This is a genomic window from Nitrospirota bacterium (genome assembly GCA_040754395.1).
In the GTDB taxonomy this organism is placed as follows: domain Bacteria; phylum Nitrospirota; class Thermodesulfovibrionia; order Thermodesulfovibrionales; family SM23-35; genus JBFMCL01.
Map to the genome: position 1 here is coordinate 93,856 of JBFMCL010000005.1, position 19,241 is coordinate 113,096.

Annotated in this window: 21 protein-coding genes; 11 read left to right on the forward strand and 10 right to left on the reverse strand. The window is 49.9% G+C overall.

Annotation, left to right across the window (positions count from 1 at the left end; genetic code table 11):
* The first annotated feature begins 10 nt into the window (after positions 1-10).
* The 10 genes from AB1552_04010 (at position 11) to AB1552_04055 (ending at position 9,570) form a co-directional block, all read left to right on the forward strand.
* Positions 11-706 (forward strand): DUF5752 family protein, encoded by a 696-nt coding sequence (locus tag AB1552_04010; GenBank protein ID MEW6052941.1) that lies wholly within the window; start codon positions 11-13, stop codon positions 704-706.
* Entirely contained in the window at positions 688-1,899 is a 1,212-nt protein-coding gene (locus tag AB1552_04015) for a glycosyltransferase (protein MEW6052942.1), read from the forward strand. Before AB1552_04010 ends, AB1552_04015 begins: the two co-directional genes overlap by 19 nt.
* A gap of 17 nt (positions 1,900-1,916) precedes the next feature.
* Entirely contained in the window at positions 1,917-3,317 is a 1,401-nt protein-coding gene (locus AB1552_04020) for a chloride channel protein (GenBank protein MEW6052943.1), read from the forward strand.
* Positions 3,318-3,427: 110 nt separating this feature from the next.
* On the forward strand, positions 3,428-4,699 hold the full coding sequence (locus AB1552_04025) for an ABC transporter substrate-binding protein (protein ID MEW6052944.1): 1,272 nt from the start codon (positions 3,428-3,430) through the stop codon (positions 4,697-4,699).
* Positions 4,696-5,544: a sugar ABC transporter permease gene (locus AB1552_04030; protein ID MEW6052945.1), complete on the forward strand. Its 849-nt coding sequence runs from the start codon at positions 4,696-4,698 to the stop codon at positions 5,542-5,544. The genes AB1552_04025 and AB1552_04030 overlap by 4 nt, the downstream gene beginning before the upstream one ends.
* Positions 5,541-6,356, forward strand: a complete 816-nt coding sequence (locus AB1552_04035; GenBank protein MEW6052946.1) for a carbohydrate ABC transporter permease — start codon at positions 5,541-5,543, stop codon at positions 6,354-6,356. The genes AB1552_04030 and AB1552_04035 overlap by 4 nt, the downstream gene beginning before the upstream one ends.
* Positions 6,357-6,360: 4 nt before the next feature.
* Positions 6,361-7,428: an ABC transporter ATP-binding protein gene (locus AB1552_04040; protein MEW6052947.1), complete on the forward strand. Its 1,068-nt coding sequence runs from the start codon at positions 6,361-6,363 to the stop codon at positions 7,426-7,428.
* Positions 7,429-7,583: 155 nt separating this feature from the next.
* Positions 7,584-8,174: a hypothetical protein gene (locus AB1552_04045; GenBank protein MEW6052948.1), complete on the forward strand. Its 591-nt coding sequence runs from the start codon at positions 7,584-7,586 to the stop codon at positions 8,172-8,174.
* A 20-nt stretch (positions 8,175-8,194) separates the two neighbouring features.
* Positions 8,195-8,545 (forward strand): hypothetical protein, encoded by a 351-nt coding sequence (locus AB1552_04050; protein ID MEW6052949.1) that lies wholly within the window; start codon positions 8,195-8,197, stop codon positions 8,543-8,545.
* Positions 8,546-8,844: 299 nt separating this feature from the next.
* Complete coding sequence (locus tag AB1552_04055; protein ID MEW6052950.1) at positions 8,845-9,570, forward strand: hypothetical protein; 726 nt, start codon at positions 8,845-8,847, stop codon at positions 9,568-9,570.
* A 167-nt stretch (positions 9,571-9,737) separates the two neighbouring features.
* Here the strand turns inward: AB1552_04055 and fdhD are convergent, their stop codons facing one another.
* The 7 genes from fdhD to AB1552_04090 all read right to left on the reverse strand — a co-directional run bounded on the left by fdhD (position 9,738) and on the right by AB1552_04090 (position 14,245).
* Positions 9,738-10,508: a formate dehydrogenase accessory sulfurtransferase FdhD gene (gene fdhD, locus AB1552_04060; protein MEW6052951.1), complete on the reverse strand. Its 771-nt coding sequence runs from the start codon at positions 10,506-10,508 to the stop codon at positions 9,738-9,740.
* A gap of 102 nt (positions 10,509-10,610) precedes the next feature.
* Positions 10,611-11,783, reverse strand: coding sequence for a permease (locus AB1552_04065; GenBank protein MEW6052952.1), 1,173 nt, complete (start codon positions 11,781-11,783; stop codon positions 10,611-10,613).
* Complete coding sequence (locus tag AB1552_04070) at positions 11,783-12,091, reverse strand: hypothetical protein (protein MEW6052953.1); 309 nt, start codon at positions 12,089-12,091, stop codon at positions 11,783-11,785. The genes AB1552_04065 and AB1552_04070 overlap by 1 nt, the downstream gene beginning before the upstream one ends.
* Before the next feature lie 51 nt (positions 12,092-12,142).
* Positions 12,143-13,219, reverse strand: a complete 1,077-nt coding sequence (gene arsB, locus AB1552_04075) for an ACR3 family arsenite efflux transporter (GenBank protein MEW6052954.1) — start codon at positions 13,217-13,219, stop codon at positions 12,143-12,145.
* Positions 13,212-13,619, reverse strand: coding sequence for an arsenate reductase ArsC (locus AB1552_04080; GenBank protein MEW6052955.1), 408 nt, complete (start codon positions 13,617-13,619; stop codon positions 13,212-13,214). The genes arsB and AB1552_04080 overlap by 8 nt, the downstream gene beginning before the upstream one ends.
* A 13-nt stretch (positions 13,620-13,632) precedes the next feature.
* A complete protein-coding gene (locus AB1552_04085; GenBank protein MEW6052956.1) occupies positions 13,633-14,004 on the reverse strand; it encodes a metalloregulator ArsR/SmtB family transcription factor in 372 nt (123 codons plus the stop codon).
* Position 14,005: 1 nt separating this feature from the next.
* Positions 14,006-14,245 carry a thioredoxin family protein gene (locus AB1552_04090; protein MEW6052957.1) on the reverse strand — a complete coding sequence of 80 codons (240 nt, stop codon included), beginning with the start codon at positions 14,243-14,245 and terminating at the stop codon, positions 14,006-14,008.
* Between the two features lie 147 nt (positions 14,246-14,392).
* On the opposite strand from AB1552_04090, the gene AB1552_04095 reads away from it, so the two are divergent.
* Positions 14,393-14,608 carry a hypothetical protein gene (locus tag AB1552_04095; GenBank protein ID MEW6052958.1) on the forward strand — a complete coding sequence of 72 codons (216 nt, stop codon included), beginning with the start codon at positions 14,393-14,395 and terminating at the stop codon, positions 14,606-14,608.
* Positions 14,609-14,789: 181 nt separating this feature from the next.
* Here the strand turns inward: AB1552_04095 and AB1552_04100 are convergent, their stop codons facing one another.
* From AB1552_04100 to AB1552_04110, 3 genes are read right to left on the reverse strand one after another with little or no spacing between them, the layout of a single operon-like run.
* A complete protein-coding gene (locus AB1552_04100; GenBank protein MEW6052959.1) occupies positions 14,790-15,980 on the reverse strand; it encodes an efflux RND transporter periplasmic adaptor subunit in 1,191 nt (396 codons plus the stop codon).
* Between the two features lie 7 nt (positions 15,981-15,987).
* Positions 15,988-18,363, reverse strand: a complete 2,376-nt coding sequence (locus AB1552_04105) for an FtsX-like permease family protein (protein MEW6052960.1) — start codon at positions 18,361-18,363, stop codon at positions 15,988-15,990.
* The gene (locus AB1552_04110) at positions 18,357-19,016 is read right to left on the reverse strand and encodes an ABC transporter ATP-binding protein (protein MEW6052961.1); all 660 of its coding nucleotides are present in this window, start codon (positions 19,014-19,016) and stop codon (positions 18,357-18,359) included. Before AB1552_04110 ends, AB1552_04105 begins: the two co-directional genes overlap by 7 nt.
* Between the last annotated feature and the right edge of the window lie 225 nt (positions 19,017-19,241).

Here is a 19,241-nt window from a genome sequence, read left to right on the forward strand (position 1 = left end):
AGGAGAGGACATGGCAGAAAAAATACAGGAGATAATGCCCTTTGAATTCAGGCAGTGCATCAGCATCGAAAAGGCAACAGGCAAAAAGGCGAGAAACATCCGGGAATTGAAGGAAATGATCAGCACGGTAAGTGATGAATGCATATTTCATCATACCTACCAGTATTTTTTAAAAGGTCATATCCTCGAGTACACCAGTGATTTTGCTCACTGGGCAGGGGAAAGTCTTGAAGAGAGTTCACTGTCCGAGCGTCTTTCCAATATAGACCCTTACGATTTCAGGGAGATCTCGGATCTGAGGAACGAGATTGTGCGGGTGATCGACGAATATCTCGCGAAGTTTCCCGAGCCAAGGGATGTGATGCCCGGTGATGAATTTCATTTCAATGAAACGGTCACGCTGATCTTCCCCCTCGGCATACGTGCCCGCAACCTTGCGGAGTTCCTGACTGCAATGAGATATATCAATACCGCCTCAATTTACTATCATTTCTACGAAGCGAGGATACGTCTCGGTGGAGGGATCGATGATTTCTCCCGATGGATCGAGGACGTCTTCGGAAAGAAAAAACTCGCTGCGAGGATAAGGGCGATCGACCCCTTTATGCATACCCTCGATGCAATCAAAAATCACATCATCGAGGAAATCGAAGAGGAGGTCAGAAAGGATATGGAGGTGATAGACCGTTGTTTAACCAGTATGTAGGCATATCACCGAAAAGCGATCTGCTGCTCCTTCAGATACTGGGCGAAAAGCTCCATAATAAGTCGTTCCTGCATATCAATTCCACCCGTGAAGGAGGAGGGGTTGCCGAAATACTGCAGAGAATGATCCCGATCCTCGGTGAACTCGGCATTCAGGCCAGATGGGAAGTTATCGAGGGAGATGCAAAGTTTTTCGATATTACCAAAAAAATCCATAATGCACTTCAGGGAAATCAGGAAAACGTTACTGAGGAGATGTGGGAATACCATCTGGAGGTAAACAGGAAAAACGCAGAGAACCTGAACCTTGATGCTGACGCTGTCCTGATCCACGACCCGCAGCCTTCCGCCCTGATCGAGTTCAGGAAATCAGGCCGATGGATATGGAGATGCCATATAGATGTATCCAATCCGCAGAAGGATGTCTGCGATTACCTTGCCCGGTATTGCGAAAAATATGAATCGGCCATCTTTTCCGTCGCAAAGTTTGCCCGGGCACTCCCCATTGACGAATTTATCGTTTCTCCTTCGATAGACCCCATAAGCGACAAGAACAGGGAACTGACGGACAATGAGATAAATGAAACGCTGAAGAAATTTACGATTCCGTCGGACAGGCCGATAATACTCCAGGTATCGAGATTCGACCGTTTCAAGGACCCTACCGGCGTGATAAAGGCATACAGAATTATCAAGAAATACAATGACTGCATACTTATCCTGGCAGGGAGTCCTGCCACGGATGATCCTGAAGGGGAGGCAGTCCTCGCCGAGGTCCGGGAGTATGCGGCGAATGACCCTGATATCTTTATTCTGCTGCTTCCGCCTTTCAGTGACAAGGACATCAATGCGCTGCAGAGAAAAGCGACTGTCGTGATCCAGAAGTCCCTCAAGGAGGGATTCGGTCTGACAGTCTCAGAGGCCATGTGGAAGGGAAAACCGGTTATCGGAGGCGCTGTCGGAGGCATACCCCTTCAGATTGTGCATGGGGTTACCGGCTTCCTCGTGCATTCTGTTGAAGGCGCTGCGTTCAGGATCCGGCAGCTTATGAATAATCCCGAGATGGCCAGAAGGATGGGGGAAAAGGGGAAAGAGTATGTAAGAAATAATTTCCTCATTACCAGGCAGATCAGGGAGTACCTGTCCCTGTGGTATTACCTCGAGCATAAAGGGGAGAGTGTAATCGAACTGTAATTTTTGAAAGGTGATCCTTGAGGAAGAAAGTCATTGAAGAATCAGTCCTGTTTGTGAGCATTCTGAAATGGTTGTTTCTTGCATCCTGCATAGGAGTTCTCGTCGGTCTGTCCACAACGGTTTTCCTGAAGGCGCTCGAGAAAAGTTCTGGATTGCTCGGCAGCTTCAGCCATTACTATCTTTTGCTTCCTCTTGCGTTATTTGTGAGCAGCTTTCTCGTGAAATATGTTGCACCCGAAGCATCGGGACATGGAACAGAGAAGGTCATTGAAGCGGTCCACAAAAGATCCGGCAGGATCAACCCGTTTGTTGTGCCGGTGAAACTCCTTGCAACAGTAATCACGATCGGATCGGGTGGTTCGGCAGGAAAGGAAGGGCCATGCGCCCAGATAGGGGCAGGACTTGCCTCGGTATTTTCCGATATCCTGCGGTTCGATGAAAAGGACCGAAAAAAGCTGGTTATCTGCGGAATCAGCGCCGGATTTTCGACGGTATTCGGCACACCAATTGCAGGGGCCATATTCGGGGTGGAAGTGCTCTTCATCGGCGGGCTTCTCTATGATGTGCTGCTCCCTTCCTTTGTCGCAGGCATTGTGGGATATCAGGTGTCTTCATCTCTCGGGATAACCTATTTCTATGAGCCTTTAAATTTTGTGCCCATGTTCAGCAGCCAGTTCTTCATTAAGGTCTGCCTGAGCGGTCTGTTCTTCGGGATATGTTCCCTCTTCTTCATCGAGATCCTCAAATTATTTGGAGAGTTGAGCCGTAAGCTGAGGATATGGAGACCATTCAAGGGACTGCTTGGCGGCGCTGCGCTCGTAATTCTCACACTCGTATTCTCTGACCGTTATTTGGGGCTCGGGTTGGATACCATTCAGGGTGCGCTTGAAGGAGACAGCATTCCGGCAGCAGCTTTTTTGCTGAAGATGGTTTTTACCTCGATCACCCTCAGTTTCGGGGGAAGCGGCGGCATAGTAACCCCGATTTTTTTTGTGGGGGCAACCTCAGGGAACCTTTTCAGTCATCTGATGGGATATGATGCAGCGATTTTTGCCGCCGTTGGAATGGTCAGCCTTCTTGCAGGTGCGGCAAATGCACCGATATCCGCGAGTATTATGGCGGTCGAAATTTTTGGGCCGGCTGTAGGACCGTACGCCGCAGTTGCATGTATTATCAGTTTCCTCATGACTGGACACAGGAGCGTTTTTCCGAGCCAGGTGCTTGCCACTTCCAAGTCGTCGTCGATCACGGTGGCCACCGGCGGTGAAGTGAAAAACATGCCGGATGTCGACTTTCTGGTAAGGGAAAAGAGCCTTGCAGGCGGAATTGTGAAGGGATATGACAAGGCGAGGAAGGGATTGAAAAGAAAGACTGTCAGGAAAAAGGAAGCGGAAAAAGGAGATGACACTACTGCCTGATATAGCATCTTTTCCCCGTGATACGCATCATTGCTGAATTCTTTCCACCTGCGGCATTATCCCTGAGACAGTGAAAGATTTGCAGCTTTTACATGCATAATAAAATGAAAATGAAAAAAATTGTATCCATACTATTAATGCTGTCCCTTTTTCATGCACTCGCAGGATGTACTGATGAAGACAGGGCCGCGAATACCGTCACAGTGCTTGTCTTCAAACACGGCAAAATCGCCGGAGATCCGGAGAAATTTGCACAGATTATCAGAACCTTTGAGTCCCAGAACCCCGGAATATCGGTCAGGGACGAAATCCTCCCCGCTTCCACGGATGAGCAGCACCAGTTCTATGTGGTCAACCTTGAAGGGAAAAGCGCTGATTTTGATGTATTGAGCATGGATGTGGTGTGGGTGCAGGAATTTGCCCGTGCCGGATGGCTGAGAGACGTGAGTTACCTGTTCACGGGGGATGACAAAAGCGCGTTTTTCCCCGGACCTATGCAAGCGGTAACCTACAGCGGAAAGATGTATGCAGTCCCATGGTATATCGACGCCGGTCTTTTGTATTACCGGAAGGACTTGCTTCAGAAATACGGGTTTTCTCCTCCTGAGACGTGGGAGGAGCTTGTATCGACGGCCGGGTATATCATCTCAAGGGAGCGAGACCTTTACGGCTTTATCTGGCAGGGGAAACAGTATGAAGGGCTGGTATGCAATGTGCTGGAATATTTCTGGGGGAACGGCGGGGATGTGTTGGAGGACTCGAGAGTTGTCATTGACAGCCCGGAAAATATCCATGCCCTCGGCTTCATGAGGGACCTCATCGTGACAAGCAGGGTGACGCCTGAACTGGTGACTACCGCGATAGAGGAGCCGACAAGGCATATCTTTGGAAACGGGAAGGCGCTGTTCATGAGAAACTGGCCGTATGCATGGAATATCTTCGAAAGGGAGGGCTCCCCGGTCAGGGGAAAGGTCGGTGTCGGCCTGCTGCCTTCTTTCAGAAAAGGAATGTCCGCTTCCACGCTTGGCGGCTGGCAGCTCGGGATAAACAAATACTCGAAACATCCTGAAGCTGCAGAGAAACTGATACGGTTTCTTACCTCTGCTGAAGTGCAGAAGACCATGGCACTTTCCATCGGCTACAAACCCTCCAGAAAATCCCTGTACGCAGACAAAGACCTGCAGAGGGAGCAGCCCTTTATTGCCGCACTGCATGAGGTGTTCATGAAGGCGAGACCGAGACCGGTATCGCCGTACTACATGATGATGACGCAGGTCATGCAGCCGGAATTCAGCGCTGCCCTTTCAGGGATCAAGTCGCCGGCAGATGCGCTAGAGTCTGCACGAAAGCAGATTGAGCATATTCTCGGAGGCGAAAGATGACCGGGAGAGAGAGCGGAAACAGGTTCGTGATGCCCGCGGTGCTCCTCCTTTTTTTCATCACGGTGTATCCTGTCTTCTATGTCCTGTATCTCAGCTTTCACAGGAGGCTGCTGATTTTCGATATCTCGGAATTTGTCCTGTTTGAGAATTATCTCTTCCTCGCACGTGATGACAGATTCTGGAACGCTTTCTCAAATACCATGTATTTTACCCTCATGTCTGTTTCGCTTGAGCTTTTCCTCGGTCTCTGTATTGCGGTGCTCCTGAACAGGACGTTCATGCTGAAAGGGCTCGTGAGGGCTGTGGTGCTCATACCGTGGGCTATTCCTACCGTAGTTTCTGCAAAGATGTGGGAGTGGATCTACAACACGGACTTTGGCCTCCTGAATTTCCTGCTCGGCATGAAGATAAACTGGCTCGGAAGCACATTCTGGGCAATGAACGCGGCGATACTTATGGATGTCTGGAAAACTACTCCCTTTGTTGTCATCCTGCTTACTGCCGGACTGCAGGTAATCCCCCGTGAACTGTATCATGCGGCAAGAATCGACGGAGCCGGCAACTGGGCAGTCTTCAGGACCATCACGCTGCCGTTGCTCAAACCGGTCATCCTCGTGGTGCTGATATTCAGGACCCTCGATGCCTTCAGGGTTTTCGATGCCGTATATGTGCTGACCGGCGGAGGTCCTGCAAATACTACCGAAACACTTTCTATCTATGCGTACAAAGTGCTGTTCCAGACACTTCAGTTTGGCTACGGTTCAGCACTCTCGGTTATTGTCTTCATCTGCACGGCATGCATCAGCCTCTTCTATATAAAAATTCTGAGCAGAGGGGCAAGATGATCAGAAAAGCGGGCTTTGTCATCCTCGTATCTCTTGCAGTAATATACTGTTCCGGTCCCCTGTTGTGGCAGTTCGTGACAAGCCTGAAACCGGATCATGAACTGACAGTGATTCCTCCTGTCTTGCCCCTTAATCCCACCGGTATGCATTACATGGCGATATTCAGGGAATATCCGTTTTTGCGGATTATCATGAACAGTTTTCTTGTTGCAGCGTCGACGACGGTGTTCTCTCTTGCCATCGGCTCCCTGTGTGCCTTCGCACTTGCCAAGCTCAGGGTGGGGTTCAGGGCATTTATCCTCGGCTTCATCCTTTCAGTATCCATGTTTCCGCCGATTGCGACGGTAAGCCCGCTCTATATCATTATCCGGTTTCTGGAGTTGCGGGATACCTTAACGGCGCTTATCATTACCTATACCACCTTTTCCCTCCCTCTGTCTGTCTGGATCATGACGAGTTTTTTCAAGGAGATTCCCGACGAGATTTATCTGGCTGCAAAAGTGGACGGCTGCAGCCCGTTCCAGATCTTTTACAGGATAATGCTCCCCCTTTCGATGCCCGGGCTGTTTACTACCGCGATACTGGTATTCATATTTTCGTGGAATGAATTTCTCTTTGCCCTCACGTTTACCTCGACACAGGCATCAAGGACGATCCCGGTGGCAATCGCCCTTTTTCCCGGACTTCATGAGGTCCCATGGGGGGATATCGCCGCTGCCTCCATGGTGGTCACCCTGCCCCTGGTCGTTCTCGTATTCGTGTTCCAGAAAAGGATTATCGAAGGGCTTACCGCAGGTGCGATAAAAGGATGAAATCATGGCTGAGATAAGATTTGAAGGAGTAAGCAAGCGGTTCGGTAATGTTGCGGTTGTCAGCGCAATCGATCTGAAGATACACGACGGGGAGTTTTTTACCTTTGTAGGCCCGAGCGGATGCGGGAAATCAACCATCCTGAACATGATCGCAGGTCTGGAGCCTGTGACTGAAGGCGGGCTGTTTTTTGGCGATACGCTTGTCAATGAACTGTCTCCAAGGCAAAGGGATGTTGCCATGGTCTTTCAGAGTTATGCCCTATATCCTCACATGACGGTGTATGAAAATATCGCTTTCCCGCTGAGGATGCAGAAAATCCGGAAGAATGAAATACAGGAGGAGGTGCACCGGGTCGCGGGTATTCTGGGACTGGACGCACTGCTCCAGAGAAAACCGAAGGAACTCTCCGGGGGCCAGAGACAGAGGGTGGCCCTCGGAAGGGCTATCATCAGGAAGCCCAGGGTTTTTCTGATGGACGAACCGCTTTCCAATCTTGACGCGAGGCTGAGAATCGACATGAGGACGGAGTTGAAGAGGCTTCATCACCAGCTCAGGATAACTACCGTGTATGTCACACATGACCAGGAAGAGGCAATGAGCCTTTCGGAAAGAATCGCGGTTCTTTACCAGGGGGAGATACAGCAGTGCGGATCGCCCTATGAGGTATATGCAAGGCCTTCGAATATCTTTGTCGGAGGCTTTATCGGGAGCCCGCCGATGAACATTATTCCCGGATCTGTGGTCAGCGGCACACCGCTGGAAGTAGATCTGAACGGCAGGACTTTTCTGCTGCCAGCAGGCGAACTGCCTGTACAAAAAGGCGTAAAAGCAGGGATCAGGCCTGAAGACATCTCAGTCACCGGGGAAAAGACCGCTGAAAGTGTCAGGGTGGATATTGCACTTATCGAGCCGGCAGGGTCCTTTGCCTGGGTTGATGTGATATGGAACGGACTCAAAGTCAGAGGGACCGCAGAGGCGGAAACGCGGCTTAAAACCGGCGACAGTGCCTTTATTCAATTCCCGGTGACCAGAATCGTCCTGTTTGATGCGGAGTCGGGAAGAAGACTGTAAGGCAATAATCTCCCTGTGGGTGTCAGACCGTGCAGAGACTGCCGGGTACGCTTCATGCGATTCTGCGGCACACTGCTGCACAAAAAGCTTGAATATGAAAAAAAATTGCACTATAATCATACAGTTTTTTATTGAAAATAAAGGAGGAGAATGAAATGAGAAGAATGTTCAGTTCTTCCATCGGGCTCTTATGGGTCTGCATGATATCACTTGTATTTATGAGCAGTTGCGCAAAACCGCCGACCCAGGAAGTTGAGAGCGCGGAGAAGGCGATCGCTGAGGCAAAGCAGAAAGAGGCAGACCTTTATGTGCAGGATGAGTTCGTTAAGGCGGAAGAAGCCTTGAAAAACGCGAAAGAACTTATCGGTGAGAAGAAATACAAAGAGGCGAAGGCTGCTGCAGAGACAGCTTCCGGCAGCGCACTGAAAGCCATTTCCCTTGTGGTAATAAACAGGGAGGCCCTGAAGGAGGAAACCCTGAAGATGGTGGATGCAACGCAGAAAACGCTGGATGAAGTGAAGGCCCTTGCCTCAGCAGCGATCAGAAAAAAGTCACCTGTCAGTAAGGAAGAACTCCAGACGGCTATCGGGCAGTACGAACTCGACTTGCTTTCCGTAAAAAATCAGTTGCAGGAACAGAAAATCCGCGCTGCACATGACCTTCTCGTTTCCCTGAACGAGCACATTGCCGGACAGAGGGAGACTTTAACAGCGGCCATGGAGCAGAAAAAGGAAGCAAAGAGATAACCGGGGGGTGAGGGAATACGATGAACTTATGGGAGAAAATCAGAAGGGATCTGGAAAAAGAGCTGAAGGCAAGTTATGCGTTCATTAAGGAAGGCACGGCAGTTCTCAGGAAGAAGAGCAAGGAGATTTCGAAGGAAGAGGAACAGCGGTATAAGATTATCGAACTTAAAACAAGGATTCAGGAAGAGATGTCCGGTCTCGGCGGAAGAGTTTACGAACTTGGCCTGAAAGACAAGAATCCCCTGCAGGACAAGAAGGTCGCTGCGTTTTACAACAGAATCAATAAGCTCGAGATGCAGATTTCAAAGCTTGAAGGGAAGCCAAAGCCGCCTGCAAAAAAGGCAGCGAAGAAGCGGACAACAAAAAAATAGCAGGAGCCGCAGTGTTCAGCCTGCGGCTCTCCTTTGTACGCATGGGTATCTGAAGACATATGCCGGCATGGACAAAACATGGTTCCGTCCGGCATACACAAAAGGAAAATTGCATGAGCATACTCTGCTGCTTTTTTCTTTTTCTCCTCTCCCAATCTGTTACTGCAGAGGTAATATCGCCACCTGCACAGACACATGCTATTTCATCCCGGTCTGATAGTCCATTTTCATTAGGGTCTCCACATGCTGTACTCTCCTTGGGAGATCCTCTTTACTTCAGGGAGTCTCCGCAGCCTGTGTTGGAATATCAAGCGGCACGCAGAACATCTCATCCCGGATGCAAAGACTGGTGTGAGTACCGAATCGATGAATATGCCATTTCAAATAATGTATGGGGAAAGGACAACATTAAAGAGTATTCTGCACCATATGCACAATGTATTTATTCTGCCGGGGTGAAGGGTCCTGATCAGGCCGGATGGGACTGGATATGGCCTGCGTGGAGCGAGAGGAAGGTTCTGGCCTATCCGGCAATCGCGTATGGCTGGAAACCCTGGAGTCAGGAATCGACTACTGCAAATCTGCCGAAACAGGTTGGCGCCATTAATGAACTTACCGTTTCTTACCAGCTGGAATTTCATGCAACAGGAATATACAATCTTGCTTTTGATCTCTGGCTTACCCGCAGCAGCATTCCGTCCCCTGAGGGAATAACGAGAGAGATAATGATATGGATCGATCAGGAAGGAATCCAGCCTGCAGGGACGCTTGTTGACAATATCGCAATAGACGAAATGGACTACGCATTCTACAAGAAGAAGTTTAAGGAATGGGACTACCTTGCGTTTGTCAGTACCTCACGTTCTCGCGTAGGGAAGATTAACGTGAAGCGTTTTCTGGAATACCTTTTGAAAAATGCACACATCACCCGGGAAGAGTTTCTCGCCTCCATCGAATTCGGGAATGAGATATCAGCCGGCAAAGGAAGGCTGGAACTGCAGAAGTACCTGATTTCCGTACGGTAAAAAGATTTGCTCCGCAGGGAATCGGATGAGTCAATATATTTCCGGTAAAGGTTTAACCCAGATTCTTCATGAAGCGTGGAATAGCAGATGAGGGGTGTAAGAAGCTTTGTTCACCCTGAACGTAGAGGAAGGGATGTTCATTATTTTTTTTACGAGGCGAAGGATTTTTACGCTTTCCGGATAACTCTGTGCCCGTGGGTATATATGTTCAGACGGGTTCCCCTTACGAAACCGATCAGGGTGATATTCGCCTTCTCTGCTATCTCGATCGCATAGTTTGTCGGTGAGGTCCTGCTTATGAGAAAAGGAACTCCCCATCTTGCACATTTTGAGACAATCTCTGACGAAAGCCTGCCGCTGACCAGCATCATTTTATCTTCAAGGGGAACATTTTCGATAATGCAATGGCCGATTACCTTATCCACTGCATTATGTCTTCCTATATCCTCCGCGATCACCATGATTGTTTCTCCGTCCGAGACCGCGGCACTGTGCATGCAGCCGGTGGCCCTGAAAAGCATGGATTTTGTGTTGAAATCGTGAAACAGCGCCTGTATTGTATCCGGAGCAACGAACAGGTTGTCAGACGCTTTTTTGTATTCTTTGCTGCCGAAGGTAAGCCCGCCGATACATCCTGTCGTCCTTACCATTCCCTCTGTTGAGATCTCTCCGTCTGCAGGGACATTGACATAAATATCCATTCCTTCCCCGTAACGGATTGTAATTGCATCAGCACAGAAATGACCATGGATGATCCCCTCATTCAGGCAGAAACCGACGACAAATTCTTTTATCATCAAAGGGGTGCAGTAGAGACTCAATACTTTTTCGTTATTCACGGAGATGATTATCAGTTTTTCTGTGGCGACAGTGTCTTCTGTTTCTTCTGAAGAAGAGCCCGCAATTCTGACAATTTTCCTTTTCACGCACGGGTCCATTGTTTTTACATACTATCAGAGGTACAGGAAGATTGTCGAGCCGTACGAAAGGCCGCGACAGCAGGAAGTATGTTTTTCCCTGGTGGTTGAGATGAAGATTCATTATCCAGCTATGGCGCCGAAGAGTATTCCTGAAATGGTTGCCATAATTACGACCAGTGATACAAAGACCATGGTCTTCTTTGTACCCATGGCACGCCTGATAACCAGCATGTTCGGAAGACTCAGGGCCGGGCCGGCAAGGAGCAGTGCCAGCGCAGGTCCTTTCCCCATGCCGGAACCGATCAGCCCCTGAAGTATCGGCACTTCCGTAAGGGTAGCAAAATACATGAATGCCCCGACAAACGACGAAAAGAAATTCGCAAAGAAGGAGTTTCCTCCGACCAGCGCAGTGATATGCTGTGACGGGATAATTCCTTCATATCCAACCCTGCCAAGGAGGAATCCTGCAGCGAGCACGCCGCCAAGAAGAAGCGGAAGAATCTGCAGGGCAAGTATCCATGATTGCTGCGCCCACTCCTTCAGTGCCTCCTTTGTAAACCATTTCATGAGCATCACCGACAGCGCAATCACTGAAAATCCAGTCAGCCACCACTTGTAATGGTAGATAAGCTGCCAGAGGGAGTGTGTCTCTTCGGGAGGGTTTCCCCAGTTTGCAAAAACGAGTATTGCGATCATGGAAAAGAAATAAGGGATTGTTTGCCCGGGAGAATGAACCTCTTTTGTATTGCTGAAATCGAAATCCTCTCCTGCCTGCCGGGATTTCTCCTCCTTCAGGAAGAAGAGGTGCATCAGAAGTCCGATCACAATGCTGAACACAACTGCTCCGATTGCCCGTGCAAGCCCCAGCTCCCATCCGAGTATCCTTGCGGTAAGGATTATCGCAAGCACATTGACTGCAGGGCCGGAATAGAGAAATGCGATTGCAGGACCCAGACCGGCTCCCCTCCTGTATATGCTCATGAACAGCGGGAGGATAGTGCATGAGCAGACCGCCAGGATGGAGCCTGACACAGAGGCGACCGAATATGAGAGCCATTTGTTTGCCCCAGCCCCGAAATATTTCATGACCGACGCCTGGCTGACAAAGACCACAATAGCACCCGCAATGAAGAAAGCGGGCACAAGACAGAGGAGCACATGCTCGCGAGCGTACCACTTTGTCAGCGCAAGAGACTCATTGACCGCGTTGGCAAACCGTGCATTCTCAACAGGCAGGAAATAACAGACAAGGAATACCGCAATTACGATCAGCAATTTATATCGCTCTTTCATCACACACCAGTCTTTATGCTATCCAATCTGTACTTTTTCGCAAAATAACGTGCCCATTCCAGTTCATTTCTCTGAATGGCAGCTTCGCAGAGTATCTCAGCAGCTTCCTTCCGGAAATTAAGAAATACCTCTTCACCGAGAGCATATGCCCGGACGATCTCCATTGTTTTTTCCAGGTAGCTGTCGAGAATCCTTTCCTGATTGTCCATTGAATAGACATAATTCTTGTCCCCCGTGTGCATGCAGCAGAATAAACGTGCCGATGCTTTCATGCGGACCTGCCGTTCCATCTCTTCTATCTCTTTCATTGCAGTTTTCTGATCTGATTTTCCCAACAATTTCCGGCTCCCTTTGCTTGCCTACAAAAGGTCAGTTCCCTCGATTTTACACACTCTTTCAGTGAAATATTTTTTCTGAAAATAGAAGGCAACATGGACCAGACCAATCAGAACGGGTACCTCGACAAGTGGTCCTATGACAGTTGCAAATGCAGCGCCTGAATTAATACCGAATACCGCGACCGCGACTGCGATAGCAAGCTCGAAATCATTGGAAGCCGCAGTGAAGCTGAGCGTAGCGGATTTCTGGTAATCAGCGCCAATCTTTTTTGCGATAAAAAAGGTGGTCAGGAACATGAACACGAAATACAGAAACAGCGGAACAGCGATTCTCAGAACGTCAAAAGGGAGCTTGATAATAAATTCGCCCTTCAGAGAAAACATCACGAGTATGGTAAAGAGCAGTGCCACCAGAGTAATGGGACTGATTCTGGGAATAAATTTGTCGTGATACCACTGTTTTCCCTTCGACTTCACAAGCATGAGCCGGGTAATGAGACCTGCGATGAAAGGCAACCCGAGATATATAAAGACGCTCCTGGCGATTTCGCCTATGGTAATATCCACCACCGCTCCGTGAAGACCGAGCAATGGCGGCAGCTTTGTCACAAATATCCATGCATAGACTGAATAGGTGAGCACCTGGAAGAGTGCGTTGAATGCGACCAGTCCTGCAACATAATCAGGATCCCCGCAGGCAAGGTCGTTCCATACAAGCACCATGGCTATGCAGCGTGCAAGGCCGACGAGGATCACTCCGGCCATATATTCGGGGTAATCATGCAGAAAGACGACTGCGAGTGCGAACATGACGACCGGACCAACAATCCAGTTCTGAATGAGGCTTGCTGCGAGGATTCTGTAATTGCTGAAAACCTTCGGCAGTTCTTCATACCGAACTTTCGCAAGGGGCGGATACATCATGAGGATTAAGCCGACAGCTATCGGGATATTCGTTGCGCCGACCTGGAAGGTGTTCCAGAAGTCAGTAATCTCCGGATACAGATACCCTGATCCAACCCCAACCGCCATGGCCAGAAATATCCATAGCGTAAGAAACCTGTCGAGAAAGGATAATCTTCTGATTCTTTCAGCCATGCCGGATATCCCCTATTAAAGCGAGAACCCGCTCCCTGATCTCATCTCTTACAGTTCTGAATGTATTCAGTATTTCTTCTTCGGTACCCTTAGCTTTTGCAGGATCTTCAAGCGGCCAGTGCATGCTCCTGCTCCCGGGAGGTGTCAGCGGGCATGATTCTGCGGCATTGTCACAAAGGGTGACCAGAATATCCATATCCCTGAGCAGTGCTTCATCAATGGATTTTGATGCCTGCCGGGAAATGTCGATATCAAGCTCTTTCATTACCTGGACAGCTTTATCGTGCACTCCTTTCGGCGAGAGACCTGCGCTGTGCGCTTCCAGTATCCCCGTGCCCAATTCTCTCGCAAGCCCCTCGGCCATCTGGGAACGGCAGGAGTTTCCTGTGCAAAGAAACATAACCTTCACCACGCTACCTCCCATGGCAACTTTTTTTGAATTTCATGGAGACGATTTTCCCTTTCTTATACTGCAAAAATTCTTCAAGCCTCATTTTATCTTCAAGCAGTAACCCGTCTTCAGCCTTCTCAATGGTCGAAAGGAGAAGGAACCTTCTGAACATCTCTGAATCATCCAGGCGATAATGAATCCACTTCCCCACCCTTCTGTCTTTTACCAGTCCCGCTTCTTTCAGAACGCCGAGATGGAATGATATTTTCGGCTGAATGATATTGAGCGAGGCGACGATATCGCACACACAGAGTTCACCCTGTTCCAGAAGCTTAATGATTCTCAGCCTTGTCTCATCTGAAAGAGCCTTATAGATCTGCAGGAGGTCCCGCATGTTATGCTTCCGCCTTCAGCAATTCCTTCACTTTTTCGACCGTGGGGAGTGGTTTGCCTGAATATTTCAGTGTGCCGTTTACCACAATTCCGGGGGTAGACATTGTATACTTCATAATGTCTATCATATCTGTTACTTTTTCTATTTCAGCATCGATGCCGAGTTCCTTTACCGCGGTTTTTACCATTTCCTCAACCTTGTGGCAATTCGGACAACCGGGTCCCAGTACCTTAATTTGCATAATGCATACCTCCCTGGAGAATAAAGTTGCGAAAAATGTAATGAAAAAGTATATTAAATAGAAGCAAATATATACAAAATACTGTTTTTATGCCGAAATTAAAATCGCTTTAAATTAATATATAAAAATAAATTTATATAAGTCAATATGCAGATCGACTGCTACCTTTCAGGAAGCTGTGCGTCAGAGAACGTGCTGAGAGAAAATATCCGTCAGGCCCTTGCGCAGGAAGCTGCGGATGCTGTGGTTAATTTCTCCAGGATATCAGACGGGGAAGCAGCAGCGCGTGGGCTGAAGGGTTCTCCTTCAGTATTAATCAATGGAAGAGAGGTCCAGCCGGTTGATGTGCAGGGGTTTTCCTGAAGGATGTTCCCCGATGAGTCTGGAAGACTCTTGCCAGCCCCTTCTGTGGAAACACTCAGGTGTATCATCCGGGAAGAGAAAGCAAGGCCTTATCCCGAGTGAAAGATAGAAATATATGTGATGAAGGGACATGGTACTTGCGTTCATTCCCGTTATTCGGAAACTGTGAAATCTGCCTCTTTCATCGCGGGCGGACGCGGGTTCCGTCCTTAACCTGATCTTCGGGATGAGTAATCACCATCTCTCCCTCAGTGATTCCTGAGATGATTTCCGCAGCAAGACCGGTCCTGTGTCCGACATTGATGGCGCGTTCATGGGCCCTGCCATTTTTCACCACAAAGACCGCCCAGCCTTCCCCCTTGCGGAACAGGGCGCTTGCAGGTATCTGAAGCACATCCTTGCCCTCCCAGATTACGAAGCGCGCTTCAACCCGGTACCCGTCCCTGAGGTTCTGCCAGTCTTCCGGCAGCGAGGTAATGTCTGAAATTACCATCACGCGCTGTTCCTCCACGCCGAGGCTTGATATCTTGGTAAACCCGCTGGGTTCGATGACCCTTACCTTTCCCGCAAGCATAGAACCCCCTCCCCACCGCACAAATTCGACAGGTGTCCCGGGGTTCATCTTTACCGCTTCAACAGAGAGTACTTCGGCCTTGACTTCGATATGTTCAGGATCTCCCACATCGAGCAGGGGATCTCCCGCGTTTACTGTCCCCTCGCTTTCGCGATGCATCCTGAGCACGCGCCCTGATACAGGGGTCTGTACCGGGACAATACGGTCTTCTCTCTTTGCTCCGTCAGTAAATAACCTGAGAGAGCTTCTTGCCTTTTCAAGCTCGAAGCGGCTGACCTTTACCTGGGCTTCGGCAGCAAGCCGTTTTGCAGCAGTAAGCCTGGCTTCGCTTTCTGCCTTATCGAGGTCGTCCCGTGACACGTATCCCTTATGAAAGAGCTGTGTCATTCGTTCCAGATTATGGGCGGAATAATCAGCATCAGCAGCGGCTGCCCGCATATTCTCCTCAGATACCCTGACCGCGGCTTCTGCCGAAGAGAACGCAGCCTCTGCGCCCGCATAGCTTCTCGGATCAAGCGCGGCAGACCGTAATGGTTCGAGGCGTGCAACAACCTGCCCCTTTTTTACAGGGTCTCCTTCCCTGAGCATGATGCGCTGCATGAATCCGGATACCGGGGCGAAGATTCTGTACCTGTCTTTCACCCTCGTAATGCCCTCTTCTTCGACAATCACCTGCATCGGGTTTTTTGAAACCTTTGCGATATCAACAGGAACGGGCTGTGCCCTGAAACCGTAAAGGACCGCGAGCAGTATCCCTGCGGTAATCGCAATGATGACAATCCATCTGCCCTTCTTCATTTCTTAATTATTCCTTTGTTTTCAGAACCGCGATCAGATCGAGGTGATCCAGCCTGTGTCTTACGATGAGACCAGAAAGACAGGCGGAAACCAGTACAACTGTGGCAGCAAGCGAATAGGTCGAAGACTCGATGACGACCGGTATCCTGAAAAGGTCAGAACTGACCATATCGGCAATATAAGTACAGAGCGCGTTCCCAAGGATAAAACCGACCGGAATTGCGGCAAGTGTCAGCACCCCGAGTTCGCCAAGAAAGATATATGATATCTCTGCCCGCGTATATCCCAGCACTCTGAGGCTTGCGAGTTCCCTGCCCCGTTCGGAAAGGGCAATCCTTGCACTGTTGTATACCACTCCGAAAGCGATGCTCCCCGCGAGAATGGAGGTGATCAGGGTAAAGAAAAGAATTGCCTCTGCCTGTGTCGCGTAGAAGTTCCGTATCTCATCCCTGCGCACGACAGTCGTTGCGACCCTGGGCATTGTGACAAGTCTCCGGTATATGTCCTGTTGATATCGCGAATCTATTGTAATGAGGGCGCCGGACACCGTATCATCTTCTCTCATCATGCGGTTCAGCGCAGTGAGATCCATGTACCCCGTCAGTCCGATATACTGCTTTGCCGTACTCACGACCGGCACCTGCCGAACCGGTCGGCTTCCTTCCAGAATTTCGACGGTGAGCATGTCTCCCGGCCTCACGCCGAGGATCTTTCCGAGGTAGTCATTCAGTACGATTCCCTCGGGAGGCGGGGTGAAAGGCTTCAGCCTGTCATCAAGCAGAAACGACAAGCGGTTGCCGGGCTCGACACCCTGGATGGAGGTGCGGTAGCTCCGGTTGCCGAACCTGAACCTGACAGGAACAGACCGGAATATTTCCGCATGGACCACTCCGTGAAGGCTTTTCAGGTCGTATACCGCTTTTCTTGAAGTCGGCTCTGTGAATGTGACGGTCATATCCTCTTTCTGAGACTGGGTAAACTGCACGTCCATCATGAAGTCGACCGCATCCCACGAGAACGTACCACCTAACATAATAGCACACGAGAGAGATGTGCCGGTAATGGTGAAGAATGCCTTCAGGGGCCTGCGCTCGATGTTCCTGATGACAATGCGCATGGGGTGTGAAAGAAAACGGCCGACACCGATGCGGTCGAGAAGGGTCTTTCTGTAGAGTACGGGCTGTTCGGGACGCATTGCCTCAGCCGGGGGAAGCACAACTGCCTTCCGTACAGACATCAGCGTTCCCGCTGTCGCTGAGGCAAGAGTGATCAGGGCGGCAGTGATTGCAACAGATGGTTTCAGCACATATATCAGATACGGAAAACGGTAAAAATCCATATAAATCCCCGCCATCTTCTGTCCCATCCAGATGCCTACCCCAAGACCGCCTGCTATTCCTATCAGCACTATAAACACCACCATCTTGAAATAATGCATGCCGACCGAGAGATTCGTATAACCGAACGCCTTGAGAATCGCTATCTGGTCGCGCTGGGTGAGAATGATCCTGCTGATGACGACGTTCAGAAGGAATGCTGACACCCCGATAAAGAGCGCAGGAAAAATCTCCGCATACCGCTTCAGCTGGTTGAATTCTTCGCTCTGGAAACGGTGCGATATCTGGTCTTTTCTGGCATAGGACCCAAGGCCTCCGTACCGGTCGATTATTTCATCAAGCCGCTGCAGCGTGTCTGAGATATGAGTACCCCGTGCAACAGAGATGACCACATCATTAAACGCACCGTCCATGTTATATGCTGTCCCGAGGGCAGTGCGTCTCATCCAGAGTATGCCGTATCTTTTGTAATCCGGACTGATTGCCCCGGGTCTTGTCTGAAGGACGAATTCAGGAGACAGGACAGTGCCCGTGATGACCAGGTTCTTCCATCTGCCGTTGATGACCGCGCCGAAACTGTCACCCGGAGAGAATCCGTGTGCGTCGGCGAAAGATTCGCTCACTACAACCTCGCGTTCGCTCCACGGCTCCGGAAGCCTTCCTTTTCTTATGAAGAGACCGTTGAGCAGGGGCATGCTTTCCTCAGGCAGGGAAACAAGACGTGCGGTTACCGGTTCTTCAAACCCCCGAATGTCGAGTTTCACGTCGGCTACTACCCGGGTCTCGACGATATTCACTCCGGGGATTTCCCGTATTTGTTCCTTGAGTCCTTCGGGAGCTCTCTTAAGCGAAGCGAAGGCCTCTGCGAACCGGTACTCACGGTAGAATTTTTCGCGGGTTACATTCAGGGAGTCCATCGTGCTTATCATCATGATAAAAGCGGCAACCCCGCACGTGATCACCAGTGCGATCGCGAGGACCTGTCCCTTCATCTTCCACAGATCTCTGAGGAGTTTCCGGTCGAGGGAACTGATTCTTCCTACCATTTCAGTTCCTTCGGAGATTTCTTCTTCTCATTTTTCTTTATTTCGGCAATGCGCCCGTCGCTGAGGTATATGACGCGGTCTGCCATCCGGGCGATGTCGGAATTATGCGTGATAATGACTGTTGTGGTGCCGAGTTCCCTGTTCACACGTTCAAGCGCATCCAGTACCACGATGCCGGTGGCAAAATCCAGCGCGCCTGTAGGCTCATCGCAAAGGAGCACCCCCGGTCTTTTGGCAATAGCCCGTGCTATGGCAACCCTCTGCTGTTCGCCGCCCGAAAGCTGTGCGGGGAAATGGTGAAGCCTCTCTTCAAGCCCTACCAGCGAAAGGGCCTCTTCGGGCCTCATGGGATCAGTGGCGATTTCCGTAACGACCGATACGTTTTCAAGCGATGTCAGGCTCGGGATCAGGTTATAGAACTGGAAAACGAATCCAACCTGAAACCGCCTGTACGCCGTCAGCTGTGCTTCCACGGCATGTGTCAGGGTTTCTCCGCGGTATGTCACAGTCCCTTCTGTGGCAGTATCGAGTCCGCCAAGGATATTCAGAAGGGTCGACTTCCCGCTGCCTGAAGGACCGAGGAGCACGACAAGTTCACCGGAATACAGCTCCAGACTGATCCCCCGGAGGGCATGCACCTTTACCTCTCCCATATCAAAGACTTTTGTGAGGTTCCGCACCTCGAAGATTACTTCACCTTTCACAGGGTAGGGCCGGTTGTGCGTATTATTCTGACTCATAACTCTTTACGTATCCGATAATAAACCTATAATAAAAAAAATGGATTTATAAGTCTTCATACTTTTTACATATTTCCCTGTGGTGTTATTGTACCGGAGAGCAAATAGATTATCCGGTAATCTCATGCCTACAAAAGG